The organism is Xanthobacter sp. BG11Y11_SDJG (assembly GCF_057364445.1).
On the sequence record NZ_JBNFNU010000046.1, the window covers coordinates 1 to 17,061 of the forward strand.

A 17,061-nucleotide genomic window follows, 5' to 3' on the forward strand; every position below is an offset into this window, starting at 1 on the left:
TGCTCCGCCTCCGCGCCGAGCGGCGGCACGCGCACGCGTCTGGCCGGGATCGAGGCGGGTCGAGGTCTTGGCGCGGCCGCCATCGACCCGCACCTGTCCGGTGCGCACCAGCTTCTGCAGGTGCCCGAAGGAGAGGTCCGGATAGTGGGCCTTGAACCAGCGGTCGAGGCGCATGCCCGCCTCGTCCTGCGTGACCGTCTTAAGTTCGACCGCCATCAGCGGAAAATTCCCCTTCGGGCCCGTCCGCCCATGAGCGCCGACCAATAGAGCATCGCGCGCGCGCCGTCACGCGGCGGCGCCTCAGCTCATGGTCCATCAGCTCATGGCGCGCATCAGCGTCATGCCGGCGAAGACGCCGAGAAAGGCGACGATGACCGAGCCGACCACATAAGCGGCGGCGAGGCCATGCTCGCCGCGCTCCATCAGAAAGAAGAAGTCGAGCGAGAAGGTGGAGAAGGTGGTGTAGCCGCCGAGCACGCCGGTGGTGAGGAACAGCCTGAGCGACTGGGTCCAGTTCTCGCCGTCCTTGAAGGCGAGATAGCCGATGACCAGTCCCATGATGAAGCTCCCGGTCACGTTGACCAGGAAGGTCGCGAACGGGAATCCGGTGCCGAACAGGCGCGGCGCCCATTGGTTCACCAAATGGCGCAGCACCCCGCCGACCCCGGCGCCCAGGAACACGATCACGGCAGGATACATCGCTGAAGCCCTCGCAGAGGCATTGAAGCGCACTCGACCGACGCGGACATGACACCGGACGCGCCGCTGCGCCACCCCTTCGTTGGGCGCGGCGCGCGAACGGCGAAGGGCGTGTCTCGCGAATGTGACCGGCGCCGGGGGACGCAGGGCTGCGGTCGCGCGTTGACCCTCAAGGATGTCCCAGCGGCAGGTCCGCGAGAGGTCCGCCACCCATATCAAGGAGTGAAACGCCGATGCGCCGATTTGCCCTCGCCGTCGCGATCCCCGCCATTGCCTTTGCCGGCGCAGCTTACGCCGAGGACCGGCCGGTGACCGACGACGAGCGGGCCAACATCACGGCAGCCCTCTCCGCCCACACGTGCCAGCCGGGAATCATGGAAATGGACGACGGCCTGTTCGAGGTGGACAACGCGGTCTGCGCCGACGGCAAGACCTACGACTTCAAGTTCAAGCCGGACATGACGCTGGTGGAGAAGAAGCTCGACGACTGAGGCACGATCCTCTCGGCTCAATCTTCCCCGCGCTCGGCGCGCAGGCGCGCCCAGTAGTCCATGCGCTTCCGGATCTCGCGCTCGAAGCCGCGCTCAACCGGGTGGTAGAAGCTCTGCCGGCCGATGGCGTCGGGGAAATAGTTCTGGCCCGAGAAGGCATCCGGCTCGTCGTGGTCGTAGCGGTAGCCGGCGCCGTAGCCCTCGCCCTTCATCAGCTTGGTGGGGGCGTTGAGGATGGTCTTGGGGGGCATCAGCGAGCCGCCCTCTTTGGCCGCCCGCTTGGCGGCGGAGAAGGCCGTGTAGACGGCATTCGATTTCGGCGCCGTGGCGAGGTAGACCACCGCCTGCGCCAGCGCCAGCTCGCCCTCCGGCGAGCCGAGGAAGTCGTAGGCCTCCTTGGCGGCGTTGGTCACCACCAGCGCCTGCGGGTCGGCATTGCCGATATCCTCCACCGCCATGCGCACCATGCGGCGGGCGAGGAACAGCGGGCTCTCGCCGGCGTCCAGCATGCGGGCGAGATAATAGAGCGCCGCGTCGGGGTCCGATCCGCGCACCGACTTGTGGAGCGCCGAGATGAGGTTGTAGTGACCGTCCTCGCTCTTGTCGTAGATCGGCGCCCGGCGCTGCACCACCTCGGCGAGGCCGGCGACGTCGAACACCTCGCCGGGGCGGGCCGCGCGCCAGACCTCTTCCGCCAAGGTGAGCGAGGCGCGCCCGTCGCCGTCCGCCATGTTCACGAGGGCGAAGCGCGCCTCCTCGGTGAGCGGCAGCGCCTTGCCCTCGATCTCCTCGGCGCGGGCGAGCAAGCGCGCGATCGCCTCGGCGTCGAGCGCCTTGAACACCAGCACCCGGGCGCGCGAGAGCAAGGCGGCGTTGAGCTCGAACGAGGGATTTTCCGTGGTGGCGCCCACCAGCGTCACCGTGCCGTCCTCCATGACGGGGAGGAAACTGTCCTGCTGGGCGCGGTTGAAGCGGTGGATCTCGTCCACGAACAGCAGCGTCGCCTTGCCGGTGAGGCGGCGGCCGCGCGCCTGCTCGAACACCTTCTTGAGGTCGGCGACGCCCGAGAAGATGGCCGAGATCTGCTCGAAATGCGAGGTCGGTTGGCGCTGGCGAGAGCCGCGCCACCGTGGTCTGCCGGTGCCTGGCGGCCCCCAGAGGATGAGCGAGCCGAGCGACCGGGTCTCCAGCATGCGCGAGAGCACGCCGTCCGGGCCCACCAGATGGTCCTGCCCCACCACCTCGGCGAGCACGGTCGGCCGCAGGCGGTCGGCGAGCGGTCGGGCGACCTCGGCTCCGAGCCCCGCCGCCTGGAACAGGTCCGCCATCGCCCTGCCCTTCAGCCCGGCAGGACGGCGGAGATGGCGCGCCCGCCGCGCACCACCACCACGCGCCAAGCGCGCTGCGGGGTGCGGATGGCGATGTCCAGGTCGCGCGTGCGCAGCATCTTCTGGCCGTTCACCTCCACGATCACGTCGCCGGCCTTGAAGCCGGCGGCGGCGGCGGCGCTGGTGTCGTCCACGTCGTAGATGACCACGCCCGTGGCGCCGAAATCGACCCTGAGCTCCTCCGCCACGGCGGGCGAGAGGTTCACCACCGTGGCGCCGGCGAAGGGCGAGCGCGCCTTCAGCACGATCTCCTCGCGCGGTACGGTCTCCGGCGCGCCTTCCAGCACCACCACCAGCGCCATGTCCTTGCCCGAGCGGGCGATGGCGAACGCCGCCTTGCCGCCGATGGGGCGGGTCGCGAGGCGGTAGTTGAGCGACTGCGGGTCGTCCACCGCCTGGCCTTCCACGGCGACGATGAGGTCGCCGCTGCGCAGCCCCGCCTTGGCGGCCGGGCCGCCCTCCACCACCGAGGTCACGAGCACGCCCGAGGGCCGCTGCAGGCCGAGGCCCTCGGCAAGCTCGGCCGTCACCCGCTGAAGCGAGGCACCGAGCCAGGGGCGCCGCACCGCCTTGCCGCCGCTCTTGGCCTGCTCGATCACCACCCGCGCCATGTTCACGGGAATGGCGAAGCCGATGCCGTGGGAGCCGCCGGAGCGGGAATAGATCGCGGTGTTGATGCCGATCAGCCGCCCCGCCATGTCCACCAGCGCGCCGCCCGAATTGCCGGGATTGATGGCGGCGTCGGTCTGGATGAAGAACTGGTAGTCGGAGATGCCCGCCTGGGTGCGGGCGAGCGCGGAGATGATGCCCTGCGTCACCGTCTGGCCGACGCCAAAGGGATCGCCGATGGCGAGCGCGATATCGCCCACCGCCACCTCGTCCGAATTGCCCAGTTCGATGATCGGGAACGTCTCCTTGCCCTCGCGCTTGATGCGCAGCACCGCGAGGTCCGTGCGCTGGTCGCGCAGCAGGATTTCCGCCTCGTATTCACGCCGGTCGTTGAGGGCGATGCGGATTTCATCCGCCTGCTCGATCACGTGGTAGTTAGTTACTACCAACCCAGAAGCGTCGACGATCACGCCGGAGCCGAGCGAGCGCTGCATCCGCTCCGGCGCGCCGAGCCCGGGCGCGCCGCGATTGCCGAAGAAGCGGCGGAAGAACGGGTCGTCGAACAGGGGGTTGCGGGCGCGCTGCTCCTTCAGGGCATAGACGTTGACCACCGCCGGCGCGCTTTTGGCCACCACGGGGGCGAAGGACAGCTGCACCTCGGCACGGGAGGTTGGCACACGCGGCTGCGCCGGCTGCGCGAAGGCGCCGCCCGCAGCCAGAGCGAGGGCGCAGCCGAAGGCGCCCGCGACCAGCATCGATCCTCTCATCCCACACCCTCTTGCATGGAGCCGCCCCGCCCGGCACCGGTTCCGCGCCCTCTTTTGCGCCAGAGCCGGCGCGGCGTCTACCGGGGGTGGTCTGTAGTCCCGCACAAGGCTTGGGCTGCCTAGGGAAACCTATATGGCGCAGCGCGTGTCACCAGCACGTGACCGGAAGAAGGGCAGGCACACTTGCCGCATCGTGGCCCAAATTATGCAATGCCCAATGCGTAATCAATTTTACGTATCACAAATCGACAAATAAATAGAAATCCAAGCGATTCCGCCACGATTTGAAATACACTAGATACGGAAACTCCATATTTGAAATATTCATAGTTACGCTCGTTATCTATTATCGCTAATATAAATATATTAAATCCCAAAATTTTTATATCGAGTTCTTTTCTTGATATATTATTGATGTCAATATGACTTAAATATATCGCATTGTACAATAGGCATGTTTGTGTTAGAAGTACAATATATTCTATTTTCATAGAAACAATCTGCATAAAGAATAAATAGTATATACTCATTATAAATAATAACTTATGCTTTTGTCCATACAATTAATTCTAAAGGAGATTTAGGGCTGAAAAATCATCACATTGACCACTATTCGCGAGAAACAGTGCGTAGATCTTATGGTGCTATAACGATAATATGCTTCATCAGACGTGTCGATGCACAAACGCCTGCCAATCGAGCGCCCCCCAATTGCTCGAACGGAGCGGTCGCCCCTCTCCGCTCACGCGATCTTGCGCAGCAGCGCCTTCAGCACCCAGTCGCGGAACGCCACCACCTTGGCGAGGTTCTCCCGCGCCTGCGGCACCACGAGGTAATAGGCCGAGGGCGAATGCAGGCGGATGCTGAATGGCTCCACCAGCAGGCCGCGCGAGATGTCGTGCCGCACCACCGCCGAGCGGCCCATGACGATGCCGAGCCCCTCGATCGCCGCCTGGAAGGCGGGATAGAGCAGGTCGCAGGTGATCTCGCGCGCAAAGCCGAGGCCGGGAACGCCCGCCCGGTCGAGCCAGAACGGCCAGTCGTCGCGCACCAGCAGCGGCGAGCCGGTGCGGATGATGGTGTGGCGCGCGAGGTCCGCCGGCTGCTTGAGTTCTGGGTCCCGCTCCAGAAGGCGCGGGCTGCAGACCGGGAACACCTCCTCCTCGCCCAGCTTGTAGGCGGTCATGCCCGGCCAGTCGCCGACGCCGTACTGGATCGACACGTCATAGTCCGGCCGCGCCGGCGGCGCGTTCGGGATGATGGTCTTGAAGCGCAGCGAGAGGTCCGGATGCCGCTCCTGGAACTCGCTGATGTGCGGCAACAGGCTCTTGATCTCGAACGTGCCGAGGCAGCCGATGGTGAGCGTGTCGTCGCGCTGCTCGTGGCTGGCGCGATCGGTGGCGAGCGAAATCTCGGAGATCACCAGGCGCGCCGCCGCCACATACTGCTCGCCGGCGGCGGTCAGCCGCAGCCGGCCGCCGTCGCGCGAGAACAGCTGGATGTCCAGCGTCTCCTCGAGATTCCTGATCTGGTGGCTGATCGCCGTCTGGGTGAGGTTCAGCTCCACCGCGGCACGGGTGAAATTGAGGTGCCGCGCGGCCGCCTCGAACGCCTGGAGCGCCCTCATGGAGGGCAGATGCCTGCGCACCGGTCTTGCGCCTCTTTTGTGATCCGCCCCGTCGGGCGGCCTCCCCTGGAGAGCCTTCCTTACATCAGCGCGCGGCAAAGCGCATCCGCGCCGGGCGGCCCTGCCCCGCATGCCGCGACACGGCGGCCGGACGAAAAAGCCGGCCAGCCCTGCGGGGCCGGCCGGCGCTGGACCGTCGCGGATGAAAGGCTCAGCCGAGCTTGAAGGGGTCGCGCGGCTCGCCGGTCAGCTCCACATAGACCGACTTGGTCTCGGTGTATTCGCGGATCGAGTCGGTGCCGTTCTCGCGCCCGAGCCCGCTCTCCTTGAAGCCGCCGAAGGGGGTGGCGAAGGACACCACGCGGTAGGCGTTGATCCACACCGTGCCGGCGCGCAGCTGGTGCGCCACGCGGTGGGCACGGTGCACGTTCTGCGTCCACACGGCGGCGGCGAGGCCGAAGCGGGTGTCGTTGGCGATGCGGATCGCCTCCGCCTCGTCCTTGAACTTGATGACCGAGAGCACCGGCCCGAACACCTCCTCGCGGGCGATGCGCATGTCGTTGTTCACGCCCGCCAGCACGGTCGGCTGCACGAAATAGCCGCCGAGGGTGGGATCGCCCTGGCCGCCATAGCAGACCTGCGCCCCCTCGCTTTTGGCGATGTCGATATATTCCAGCACCTTCTTGAACTGGGGCTCGTTGGCCACCGGCCCCATCTCGGTGGCGTCGTCGAGCGGATTGCCGAGGCGGATCTCGCGGGTGCGGGCGACGATGCGCTCCAGCAGCGCGTCGTGGACGCTCTCCTGCACCAGCAGGCGCGAGCCGGCCATGCAGGTCTGCCCCGAGGCGCCGAAGATGCCGGCAATGGCGCCGTTGGCGGCGACGTCGATATCGGCGTCCTCGAACACGATGTTCGGCGACTTGCCGCCCAGCTCCAGCGACACCCGCGTGAGGTTCTCCGCCGCCGAGGCGGCGATGCGCTTGCCGGTGGAGGTGGCGCCGGTGAAGGCGAGCTTGTCGATGTCCGGGTGCTTGACGAGATGCGCGCCGATGGACCCCTGGCCCGTCACCACGTTGTAGACGCCGGGCGGGAAGCCCGCCTCCTCGAACCGCTTGCCCAGCTCCAGGGTCGACACCGGGGTGTGCTCGGACGGCTTCACCACGAAGGTGCAGCCGGCGGCGAGGCCCGGCGCGAGCTTGAACACAAGAAGAAGGCCGGGCGAGTTCCAGGGCGTGATGGCGCCCACCACGCCGATCGGCTCACGCCGCGTATAGATGAAGAAGTTCGGCCGGTCGGAGGGCACCACGTCGCCCTGCAGCTTGTCCGCCATGCCGGCATAATAATAGAAATACTCGGGAATGTACTTCCACTGCCCGAGCATCTCGCGATAGAGCTTGCCGTTGTCGTTGCACTCGATGCGCGCCAGTTCCTCGGCGTCGCGGGCGATGATGTCGCCGAGCTTGCGCATGAGGGCGCCGCGCTGGGTGGCGGTCATCTTGCCCCACGGCCCCTCGTCGAACGCGTGGCGCGCGGCGGCGACCGCCGCATCCATGTCCGCCTCGGTGCCGTCCGGCACCACCGCCCAGACTTTCCCGGTATAGGGGTTGAGGCTGTCCATCTGCCGCGGGGCGGGCTTCTCCTGGCCGTCGATATAAAGGCCGTAATGCCGGATCGGCGCGGCTTCGGTCACCTTCTGATCCATGAGGTCTTCTCCCTGAAGGCGCGCCGGATGCGACGCACCACGTGCGGATGGCGCGGCCTCAGGCTGCGCCTCCGCTCTCTCATTCCGGGGCCTAGTACCGTGTCGCAGGCCCCCCGGCGCAAATGACGGTTTTGCATGGCCGTCCAAGATTTTCTCATGGCGCGCGCGATGAGGGCTATAGGCGCCGTCAATGAAACTTCCTCATGGCGCACATGAGAAACCATCCTTTGGTCGACACAAGGCCCGCTGCCTATAAAGGCTCCAAGGTCGCGAAGGCTGAAATCCATCCAGGAAGTTTATGTATTTCCTGACGTTTCCGGCCTGATGCGACAGATGGCGGGCCGATCGGCCGCCCGCAGGAAGCCGAGGCCAGACAGCACCCATGGCGCAGACCAACGGACGGACCACCGCGCGGGACGGCGCGGGCATCGCCTATTCCCTCCACACCGGAGCGGGCGACCGGCGCATTGCCCTCATCCACTCCTTGGCGATGGACCGCAGCTTCTGGGACCGCGTGGTGCCCGCCTTGCTGCCGAACGCGGACGTGCTAACCATCGACTGCCGCGGCCACGGTGCCTCCGACAAGCCCGCAACCGACTATACCGTGGAGCAGTTCGCGGACGACCTCGCGGCCGTGATGGACGATATCGGCTGGCGCAGCGCGGCGGTGGCCGGCGCTTCCATGGGCGGCTGCGTGAGCATCGCGTTTGCCGCGGCCTATCCCGATCGCACCGACGCCCTCGGCCTCATCGACACCACCGCCGGCTACGGCGCCGACGCCGTCGCCGCCTGGGAAGAGCGGGCCATGAAGGCGAAGGAAGGCGGCATGGCCGCGCTCGTGCCGTTCCAGAAGACGCGTTGGTTCGGCGACGCCTTCCGCGAGGCGCACCCGGACGTGGTGGACGCTGCCATCAAGGTGTTCCTCGCCAACGACGTGGACGCCTATGGCCGCACCTGCCGCATGCTCGGCGCGTGCGACAAGGTCGCCGCGCTGCCGCTGTTCCGCATGCCGGTGCGGATCGTGGTGGGGGAAGAGGACTACGCCACCCCGCCCGCCATGGCGCAGGCCATGGCCGAGGCCATTCCCGGCGCCCGCATGAGCATTATTGCCGGGGCGCGCCATTTCACGCCGCTGGAGGTGCCGGACACCATCGCGGAGATGCTCACCGCGCTTCTGGCGGAGGTGCCCGCGCGATGATCTTTACCGGAGAGATCGAGGTCGGCGCCCCGCGCGCCGTGGTGTTCGACAAATTGAAGGACGCCCGCTTCTTCGCTTCCTGCGTCGAGGGCGTGCGCGACCTGAACGAGATCGACCCCACCCACTACACCGCGGTGATGGAAACCAAGGTCGCCTACATCCGCTTCAAGTTCGACGTCTCCGTCGAGGTGACGAAGATGGAGGCGCCCGGCGTCATCGAGGCGAAGGTGGAGGGCGTGCCGTCCGGCGTGGTCGGCCGCCTCACCGGCACCGCCAAGGCGAACCTCGACGATCGCGGTGCCAGCACCGGCATCGCCTACGCCATCGAAGTGGCGCTGGCGGGCAAGCTCGGCGCGCTCGGCCAGCCGGTGCTGAAGTCCAAGGCGCGCGAGATGGAGCGCAGCTTCACCGAGAACCTGCGCAAGGCCTTCGGCGAAAAGGGAGAAGCGGCATGATCCCGTTCGATCTCGCGGAGCCGGCCTCGTTCGAGGAGGCGGTGCGCCTCATCGACCCCGAAGATCCGACCTGCCGCCCCGTCTCCGGCGGCACGGCGATGATGCTGATGATGAAGTCGGGCGTGTTCCAGCCCTCCAAGCTCGTCAGCCTGCGCAAGGTGGAGCCGCGCTTTTCCGAGTTCACCGTGAGCGCCGATGGTGCGCTTCAGGCCGGCGCGCTCGTGCGCCTGGGCCAGCTGGAGCGCTCGCAGGCGGTGCGCGCCGCCTTCCCGGTGCTCGCCGATACCTTTCCCGTGCTCTCCAATGTGCGGGTGCGCAACGTGGCGACGGTGGGCGGCAATCTTGCCCATGCCGACCCGCACATGGACCTGCCGCCGGTGCTGATGGCGCTCGGCGCCGAGATCACCGCGACCGGTCCCTCCGGCAGCCGCACCATCGCGCTCGCCGAGCTGTTCCGCGGCTATTACGAGACCGCGCTCGAACCGGGCGAATTGATCTCCGGCCTCTCGGTTCCGGCGCAGGCCGGCCGGCGCTCGGCCTATGTGAAGTGCACCACCCGCTCGGCCCATGACTGGCCGGCGCTCGGCGTCGCGGTCTCGCTTCAGGTTGCGGGCGGCACCATCCAGGATGCCCGCATCGTCCTGAGCGCCGCGGTGGAGACGCCGACCCGCATGAGCGATGCCGAAGCCGCCCTCAAGGGCGCGCCGATCGGCGAGGAGGCGTTCCGCGCCGCCGGCGAGGCCGCCGCCAGGGCCGCCGAGGTGACGTCCGACGTCCGCGGCTCGGCCCCCTACAAGACCCAGCTGGTGCGCGTGAACGTCGCCCGCGCCCTCAGAAAGGCACTCGCAGCCGAGGGAGCGGCCTGATGTCGGTGACCCAGCTCAAGACCCATCCGCTCATGCCCAACGGCCAGGTGGGGCGCGCGGTGCCGCGCCTGGAATCCCTCGCCAAGGTCACGGGCCGCGAGGACTACACCCACAATCTGCGCCTGCCCGGCATGCTGCACGCCAAGATCGTGCGCTCCACCGTGGCCCACGGGCGCATCCTCGCCATCCACACCGAGGAGGCGGCGGCGGTGCCCGGCGTCCATTCGGTGGTGACGTGCGCCGACATCCGCACCCTCATTCCCGAGCCCTATTTCGGCCCGGCCTTCCACGACCAGCCGATCCTCGCCGACGGCAAGGTGCGCTATGTGGGCGAGCCGGTGTGCGTGGTGCTCTCGCTCGATCCCCACATCGCCGATGCCGCCGCCCAATTGGTGCTGGTGGACTATGAGGAACTGCCCGCCGTCTATGACGAGGTGGAAGCGGCGACCTCCAACGTCTACGTGCACGAGACGCTGAAGCCCGCCGGCACCTTCCCGGACCTCAAGCATCTGGAGGGCAAGCGCAACACCAACGTGGCGCTGGACTACCGGCTGATCCGGGGCGACGCGGAAGCCGCCTTCGCGCAGGCCGCCCACGTGTTCGAGCACGACTTCACCACCCAGCAGGTGATGCACACGCCGTTCGAGCCCATGATCTCGGTGGCCGAGCCCACCAGCGCCGGGCTCACCATCTACACCGCCTCGCAGAGCCCGTCCTTCGTGCGCATCGAGATGGCGCGCCTGCTGAAGTGGCCGGAGAACCGCATCCGCGTGAAGACCAGCCATCTGGGCGGTGGCTTCGGCGCCAAGCTGTACATCAAGCTGGAGGCGCTGGCCGCGGCCCTCGCCCTCCATGCAGGCCGCCCGGTGCGGGTGGCGCTGACCATGGAAGAGCAGTTCTACACCATCACCAAGCACGCCACGACGTTCCGCATCAAGAGCGGCGTCGACGCCCACGGCAAGGTCATCGCCCGGCGCTGCGACGTGTGGTGGAACGGCGGCGCCTATGCGGACATCGGCCCGCGCGTGACGCAGAAGTCCGGCTTCACCGCGGCCGGCCCCTACGACATCGACAACGTCTATCTGGAATCGGTCGCGGTCTACACCAACCGCCCGCCGGCCGGCGCCCTGCGCGGCTTCGGCATCCCGCAATTGGTGTGGGCCTATGAGAGCCACACCGACCTGATCGCCCGCGGCATCGGCATGGATCCGGTGGAGTTCCGCCGCAGGAACATCCTGCGCGACGGCCGCCCGCACGCCACCGGCACGGTGATGAAGGACGCCGCCATCCCCGAGGTGCTGGAGCGCACCGCCGAGCGCATCGGCTGGACGGCGCCGTTCGACCGCGGCACCGGCACCATCCGGCGCGGTCGCGGCATTGCCATCGGCTTCAAGGCGTCCATCTCGCCCACCACCTCGGTCGCTATCGTCAACGTGTCGGCGGACGGCTCGGTGACGCTCTATTCGAGCACGGTGGACATGGGCCAGGGCTCCGACACCGCCATGGCGCAGATCGTCGCCGAGGTGCTGAACGTGCCCGCCGAAAGCGTGTGCGTGGTGCGGCCGGACACGGACGTGACGCCCTACGACATGGCGACCCTGGGCTCGCGCTCCACCTTCCACATGGGCAATGCGGTGCGCCTCGCCGCCGAGGACGCGAAGAAGAAGCTGGACGATCTCGCCGCCGAGCTGGGCCTGCCGGAGCGCAGCAACATCCCGGTCGATCAGCTGTTCAAGAAACGCTACGGCATGCAGGCCGGCAACGTGATCGGCATCGGCTCCTTCATCCCCACCTACAAGTCGCCGGACCACGACACCGGCCTCTCCGACAACGTCACCCCGTTCTGGATGATCGGCGCGACAGCGGTGGAGATCGAGGTGGACACCGAGACCGGCCACGTCACCGTCACCCGCATGGTCAATGTGTGCGACGTGGGCACGCCGCTGAACCCGAAGGTGGTGGAGACCCAGATCTCCGGCGCCGCCGTGATGCAGTACGGCTTCACCATGTCGGAGAAGATGGAGCTGGACGCGGGCCAGGTCACCAACGCCTCGCTCGCGGACTACAAGATCCCCTCCATCCTCGACATTCCGCCGCTCATGGAGAGCGAGGCGGTGGTGGCGACCCAGCATTCCGGCCCGTTCGGCGCCAAGGGCGTGGGCGAGAGCGCCACGTTCGGCGTCTCCCCGGCCATTGCCAATGCCATCGAGGACGCGGTGGGCGTACGCATCACCTCCCTGCCCATCACCCCCGAGGCGGTCTACCGCGCCATGCGCGCCGCCGCGAACCAGCCGCTCGAGGAGTTCTGAGATGGCCGACCTCAGCACCATCAGCTTCACCCTCAACGGCCGGCCGGTCACGGCCCGGATCGCGCCGCATCACACCCTTGTGGAAGTGCTCCAAAACGAGTTCGGCCTGTTCGGCGCCCGCGAGAGCTGCGGCCAGGGCCTGTGCGGCTGCTGCACCGTGCGGGTGGACGGCGATCCGGTCTCCGGATGCCTGTTCCTCGCCGCGTTCCTCGAAGGCACGCGGGTGGAGACCGTGGAAAGCCTCGCCCGCGGCGGCGTGCCGAGCGTCGTCCAGCAGGCCTTCATCGAGGCCGGCGCCTTCCAGTGCGGCTTCTGCACGCCCGGCTTCATCATGATGACCGAGCGGCTCCTGGAGGAGCATCCGGACCCCGACGAGGACCTCATCCGCCACTATCTCTCCGGAAACCTGTGCCGCTGCGGCACCTATCCGGAAGTGGTCGCCGCGGTGCAGCTCGCCGCCCGCCGCAAGAGCGAGGCGCGGCTCGACAAGGCGTCCTGAGCCGCCCGGAGCGCGACGCCAGCCGAAGGAGAGGTCCAGGCCCATCGCAACACCAGATCGGGACGCAGGCAGGCCAGCGCCAATTCATGAGGCCCGCCGCGATCCCCGGGGAGGAAACGGATGAAGAGGAACGAAGTGCCGGTGGCGTCCAACGCACCGGCTGAACTTGCTTGGGGCAGCGACGTCGCGGCGGCCATGCTGCGCCAGCTCGGCATCGACTATGTGGCCCTGAACCCCGGCGCCAGCTATCGCGGCCTGCACGACAGCCTTGTGAACTTCCTGGGCAACGAGACGCCCAAGATGCTTCTGTGCATGCACGAGGACCACGTGGTCTCCATCGCCCACGGCTACGCCAAGGCCACCGACAAGGCCATGGGCGCGGTGCTGCATTCCAATGTCGGCCTGATGCACGGGCTGATGGGTGTGTTCAACGCCTATTGCGACCGCATGCCGATGATGATCCTCGGCGCCACCGGCCCGATCGCGCCGGAGATGCGCCGGCCCTGGATCGACTGGATCCACACCGCCAAGGACCAGGGCGCGCTGCTGCGCGACTATATCAAGTGGGACGACGAGCCGCGTTCGCCCGAAGGCATCGTCGAGGCGTTCCTGCGCGGCGCGCAGCTCACCCACATGGAGCCGCGGGCGCCGGTCTATATCTGCCTCGATGCCGGGCTCCAGGAGCAGAAGCTCGCCAAGCCCATCGCCTTGCCCCCGGTGGAGCGCTACCAACTCGCCCCGCCGCCGAGCGCGGACGACGCGACGGTGTCCCAGGTCGCCGATCTGCTGCTGTCCGCCAAGGCGCCGCTGCTGCTGTTCGGCCGCGGCTCGCGGGCGCAGGAGGCGTGGGACGCGCGGGTGAAGCTCGCCGAGCTGCTGAACGCCCGCGTCATGACCTCGCTGCGCGAGCGCGCGGCGTTCCCGACCGAGCACCCGAACCACGTGGTGCCGCCCTGCTACTGGCTCACCCCCGCCGCCAAGGACCAGGTGCGGGCGGCGGACGTGATCGTCAGCCTCGACTGGGCCGACTTCAACGGCTTCCTGATGCAGGTGACGCGCGACACCGCGTCGATCCCGGCGAAGCTGGTGCACGTCTCGCTCGACGCCAACCTCCATCGCGGCTGGAGCATGGACTATTTCGCCCTGCCGCCGGTGGACGTGCCGGTGCTGGCGAGCCCGGACCGGTTCGTCGCCCAGCTCCTCGCCGAGGTGGAGGCGCGCCTCGCCAAGGGCGCCAAGGCCGCTGCATCGAAGCCCGAGCGCGCGCCGCGCGCCGAGGCCGCCTACAAGGGCAAGCCGGGCGACGAGATCGCCCCGCGCGACATCGAGGTGGCGCTCTCCAAGGCGCGCGGCGACCGCCCCTTCTCGCTCGCCCATGTGACCATCGGCTGGGCCGGCGACGTCTATGAGTTCCGCGATCCGCTGGACTTCCTCGGCCATGACGGCGGGGCGGGCCTCGCCGCCGGTCCCGGCATCACGGTGGGCGCGGCGCTGGCGCTCAAGGACAAGGGCCGCGAGGTGGTCTCGGTGCTGGGCGACGGCGACTTCCTCCAGGGCGTCACCGCCCTCTGGACGGCCGCCCATTACGAACTGCCGGCGCTGTTCATCGTCTCTAACAACCGCTCGAACTTCAACGACGAGCTGCACCAGGAGGCGGTGGCCAAGATCCGCGCCCGGCCGGTGGAGAACCGCTGGATCGGCCAGCGCATGGACGAGCCCATGGTGGACCTCGCCGCCATCGCCCGCGCCCAGGGCGTGGCGGCCGAGGGTCCGGTGCGCACGCATGCGGAGATGGAGGCGGCGATCGCCCGCGGCCTCGATCACGTGGCGGCGGGCAAGCCCTATCTGATCGACGTTCACGTGGCGGCGGGCTACGCCAGCGCCCCCCTGTCGCGCGGCGCGTAACGGCGCCCCTGAAGAAGGCGCCGCAAGACGGGGGCCGGACGCCAGAGGCCCGGCCCCAAGGAGGACAACCCGAAAAAGGAGAGGGACATGAAAACGCCAGATCGCAGCGGCTTGGCCGCGACCTTCCTGTTTTGCCGGCGCAGCATCCGCGCAGGACTATCCCACCCGCGCCGTGACCATCCTGGTGCCGTTCGCGCCGGGCGGCATCGTCGACATCGCCGCCCGTGTGGTGGGCGAGCGGCTGCAGCAGAAGTGGGGCCAGCCGGTGGTGATCGAGAACCGCGCCGGCGCCAGCGGCATGATCGCCGCCCAGGCGGCCGCCAAGGCCACGCCCGACGGCTACACCTTGCTCGGCGCCGAGGCCGGCGTGAGCATCATCAACGAGTTGATCTTCAAGACCGCCAACTATTCGATGGAGAAGGACTTTATCCCGATCATCACCATCACCGACACGCCCATCGTGCTGGTGGCGAACGCCAATTCCGGCATTTCCTCGATGAAGGACTTCCTGGCGAAGGCGAAGACCACGGAACTCGACTACGCCTCGCCGGCAACCGGCACCCTCAACCACCTCACCGGGGAATGGATCGCCATCGAATCGGGCGCCAAGATCCGGCATATCGGCTACAAGGGCGGCGCCCCGGCGGCGACCGCCGTGGCCGGCGGCGAGGTGCCGCTCGGCGTGCTCGCTTATTCCTCCGCCAAGCCGTTCGTGGATTCCGGCCGCGTGAAGATGCTCGCCGTCACCGACGGCAAGCGCGTGGCGGTCGCCCCGGATCTGCCGACCCTCCAGGAGAGCGGCGTCCCCAACGTCTCGACCACCCAGTGGGCCGGCCTGTTCGCACCCGCCGGCACGCCGCAGCCGATCGTCGACAAGATCCAGAAGGACATCGCCGAGGTGCTGGCCATGCCCGAGGTGAAACAGAAGCTCGGCGCGGTGGGCGCTGCGCCGCAGCCCTCCACGTCGGCGGAGTTCGCCGCCCGCCTCAAGAAGGAGCGCGAGCAGTTCAAGAAGATCGTGGAGCAGGCGAAGGTCGGCGTGAACTGACCGCAAAAAGGGGCGCGCCCAGCAGGCGCGCCCCTCATCACCCTCGCAAGCCGCGTGCCGCAGAGGCGCGGCGTCTTTTGTGGCCGGTTCGCGTCAGGCGGAGGCGGCGGCCGCGGCGAGATCGGCCTTGCGGCGCAGCGCCCGCTCGCGCGCATAGGAAATAGCGCCGACCAGCAGCAGGAAGCCGACGCCGGTCAAGGCGATCCAGTCCGGCACCACGCCGAACACCAGCACCTGGATCGCCATCGCCCAGACGATGCAGGAATAACGGAACGGCATCACCACCGCGACATTGGCCGCGCGCATGGCGCCGATCATGGCATTGAAGGCGACGGTGGCCACCACGCCCGCCGCCACCGCATAGGCGACGCCGGTGAGATCGAACCCGCGCAGCCCCTCGAACAGCATCAGGCCGAGCGAGAACACGCTGACCCCCGCCGCCGCCACCAGGGCCGCGAGCGAGGTGGAGCAGCCGGGCGGCAGGCGGCGCGCCGCAAGGTCGCGCACCACGGCGCAGATCATGCCCAGCGCCGCCACCAGCAGCCAGGGATCGAAGCCCTCGACGGTGGGCCGGATCACCAGGATCACCGCCGCGAACGACACCAGAACCGCGGTCCAGCGCCACGCGCCCACCGGCTCGCGGAACGCCACGGCCGCGCCGAGCGTCGCCAGGACCGGGGCCAGCATGAGAATGGCGGTGGCGTCGCCGATGGGCAGGTGCACCAGCGCCGAGATGTAGAAGGAGATGAACAGCACCTCGCCCACCGTGCGCAGCAGCACCACCGGGTGGATGGCATCGCGGGGACGCGACAGTGCGCCCGCGCGCAGGGCCAGGATGCCGAGCAGCGGCACCAGGACCAGGCCGCGGATGAACAGCGTCTGCCCAACCGTGAGGGTCTGTGCCGCGAGCTTCAGCAGGGTATCGTTGCCGATCAGCGTCGCCATGGCGAGCATCATCAGCAAGATGCCCTTCCGCTCGTCCTGTTGCATGGGGGCTCCTTGGGCGGCGCCGCTCACAGGCGGCGGAACACGCGGGTGCGGGGCTTGAACCAGTCCCGGCGGGCGAGAAAGTCGCGCCAGGGCGTGGCGCGGGCGGCCTGCCGCTCGGGCGAGGCCAATGCCTCTTCCCGGGCGATGTAGTGCAAAGAGAGGCGCGTGGCCGGGAACGGGGCGCGCGCCGCCACGCTGAAGCGGCGCACCATCAGCCAGTCGGGCGCGCGCATGAGCAGCGGGATGTGCTCGGTGTCGTACCAGGCGTCGAACTCGTCCTCGCCTTCGGGCGGCACGTCGAACCAGATGGAGTTCACGACGGGCGCGTCGAGCGCGGCCCCCGCGTCGGGGCCCGGCCGCAGGGTGCGCGACACTTCCCGCAGCAGGTGCGCTTCTCGATCCAGGTCAGTTCCACATGGGTGAGCGGGTCGGCGGTTGGCGCAGCCGGCGCCGGGGCGACTGTGCGGGGCACGCAGGACGACACGGACGAGCCGGTCATGACGCATCT

Annotated in this window: 14 protein-coding genes and 2 pseudogenes; 8 read left to right on the forward strand and 8 right to left on the reverse strand. The window is 68.2% G+C overall.

Annotation, left to right across the window (positions count from 1 at the left end):
* Both AC2W7M_RS06740 and crcB read right to left on the reverse strand, forming a co-directional pair.
* Positions 1 to 216: pseudogene (locus tag AC2W7M_RS06740) on the reverse strand (S4 domain-containing protein); the annotation flags it as partial.
* Positions 217 to 315: 99 nt separating this feature from the next.
* Entirely contained in the window at positions 316 to 699 is a 384-nt protein-coding gene (gene crcB / locus AC2W7M_RS06745; protein WP_486131113.1) for a fluoride efflux transporter CrcB, read from the reverse strand.
* Positions 700 to 932: 233 nt separating this feature from the next.
* Between crcB and AC2W7M_RS06750 the strand changes: the two genes are divergently transcribed.
* On the forward strand, positions 933 to 1,190 hold the full coding sequence (locus AC2W7M_RS06750) for a PepSY domain-containing protein (protein WP_486131115.1): 258 nt from the start codon (positions 933 to 935) through the stop codon (positions 1,188 to 1,190).
* Positions 1,191 to 1,207: 17 nt separating this feature from the next.
* On the opposite strand, the gene AC2W7M_RS06755 is transcribed toward AC2W7M_RS06750, so the two are convergent.
* The 4 genes from AC2W7M_RS06755 to AC2W7M_RS06770 all read right to left on the reverse strand — a co-directional run bounded on the left by AC2W7M_RS06755 (position 1,208) and on the right by AC2W7M_RS06770 (position 7,253).
* Positions 1,208 to 2,518 (reverse strand): replication-associated recombination protein A, encoded by a 1,311-nt coding sequence (locus AC2W7M_RS06755; RefSeq protein WP_486131117.1) that lies wholly within the window; start codon positions 2,516 to 2,518, stop codon positions 1,208 to 1,210.
* An 11-nt stretch (positions 2,519 to 2,529) separates the two neighbouring features.
* Positions 2,530 to 3,942, reverse strand: a complete 1,413-nt coding sequence (locus tag AC2W7M_RS06760) for a Do family serine endopeptidase (RefSeq protein WP_486131119.1) — start codon at positions 3,940 to 3,942, stop codon at positions 2,530 to 2,532.
* Positions 3,943 to 4,696: 754 nt separating this feature from the next.
* On the reverse strand, positions 4,697 to 5,602 hold the full coding sequence (gene gcvA, locus AC2W7M_RS06765) for a transcriptional regulator GcvA (protein ID WP_486131121.1): 906 nt from the start codon (positions 5,600 to 5,602) through the stop codon (positions 4,697 to 4,699).
* A 190-nt stretch (positions 5,603 to 5,792) separates the two neighbouring features.
* Positions 5,793 to 7,253: an aldehyde dehydrogenase gene (locus AC2W7M_RS06770; RefSeq protein WP_486131137.1), complete on the reverse strand. Its 1,461-nt coding sequence runs from the start codon at positions 7,251 to 7,253 to the stop codon at positions 5,793 to 5,795.
* Between the two features lie 412 nt (positions 7,254 to 7,665).
* On the opposite strand from AC2W7M_RS06770, the gene AC2W7M_RS06775 reads away from it, so the two are divergent.
* The 7 genes from AC2W7M_RS06775 (at position 7,666) to AC2W7M_RS06805 (ending at position 15,563) form a co-directional block, all read left to right on the forward strand.
* Positions 7,666 to 8,481: an alpha/beta fold hydrolase gene (locus AC2W7M_RS06775; protein WP_486131123.1), complete on the forward strand. Its 816-nt coding sequence runs from the start codon at positions 7,666 to 7,668 to the stop codon at positions 8,479 to 8,481.
* On the forward strand, positions 8,478 to 8,936 hold the full coding sequence (locus tag AC2W7M_RS06780; protein ID WP_486131125.1) for an SRPBCC family protein: 459 nt from the start codon (positions 8,478 to 8,480) through the stop codon (positions 8,934 to 8,936). The genes AC2W7M_RS06775 and AC2W7M_RS06780 overlap by 4 nt, the downstream gene beginning before the upstream one ends.
* Positions 8,933 to 9,802 (forward strand): FAD binding domain-containing protein, encoded by an 870-nt coding sequence (locus AC2W7M_RS06785; protein ID WP_486131126.1) that lies wholly within the window; start codon positions 8,933 to 8,935, stop codon positions 9,800 to 9,802. Before AC2W7M_RS06780 ends, AC2W7M_RS06785 begins: the two co-directional genes overlap by 4 nt.
* Positions 9,802 to 12,111 (forward strand): xanthine dehydrogenase family protein molybdopterin-binding subunit, encoded by a 2,310-nt coding sequence (locus AC2W7M_RS06790; RefSeq protein WP_486131128.1) that lies wholly within the window; start codon positions 9,802 to 9,804, stop codon positions 12,109 to 12,111. The genes AC2W7M_RS06785 and AC2W7M_RS06790 overlap by 1 nt, the downstream gene beginning before the upstream one ends.
* 1 nt (position 12,112) lies before the next feature.
* Positions 12,113 to 12,610, forward strand: coding sequence for a (2Fe-2S)-binding protein (locus AC2W7M_RS06795; protein ID WP_486131130.1), 498 nt, complete (start codon positions 12,113 to 12,115; stop codon positions 12,608 to 12,610).
* A 120-nt stretch (positions 12,611 to 12,730) separates the two neighbouring features.
* Positions 12,731 to 14,515 carry a thiamine pyrophosphate-binding protein gene (locus AC2W7M_RS06800; RefSeq protein ID WP_486131132.1) on the forward strand — a complete coding sequence of 595 codons (1,785 nt, stop codon included), beginning with the start codon at positions 12,731 to 12,733 and terminating at the stop codon, positions 14,513 to 14,515.
* 172 nt (positions 14,516 to 14,687) lie between these two features.
* Positions 14,688 to 15,563: a Bug family tripartite tricarboxylate transporter substrate binding protein gene (locus AC2W7M_RS06805; protein WP_486131134.1), complete on the forward strand. Its 876-nt coding sequence runs from the start codon at positions 14,688 to 14,690 to the stop codon at positions 15,561 to 15,563.
* Between the two features lie 93 nt (positions 15,564 to 15,656).
* Here the strand turns inward: AC2W7M_RS06805 and AC2W7M_RS06810 are convergent, their stop codons facing one another.
* Positions 15,657 to 16,553, reverse strand: a complete 897-nt coding sequence (locus tag AC2W7M_RS06810; protein WP_486131136.1) for a DMT family transporter — start codon at positions 16,551 to 16,553, stop codon at positions 15,657 to 15,659.
* Positions 16,554 to 16,576: 23 nt separating this feature from the next.
* Positions 16,577 to 17,061, reverse strand: a pseudogene (locus tag AC2W7M_RS06815) (hypothetical protein); the annotation flags it as partial.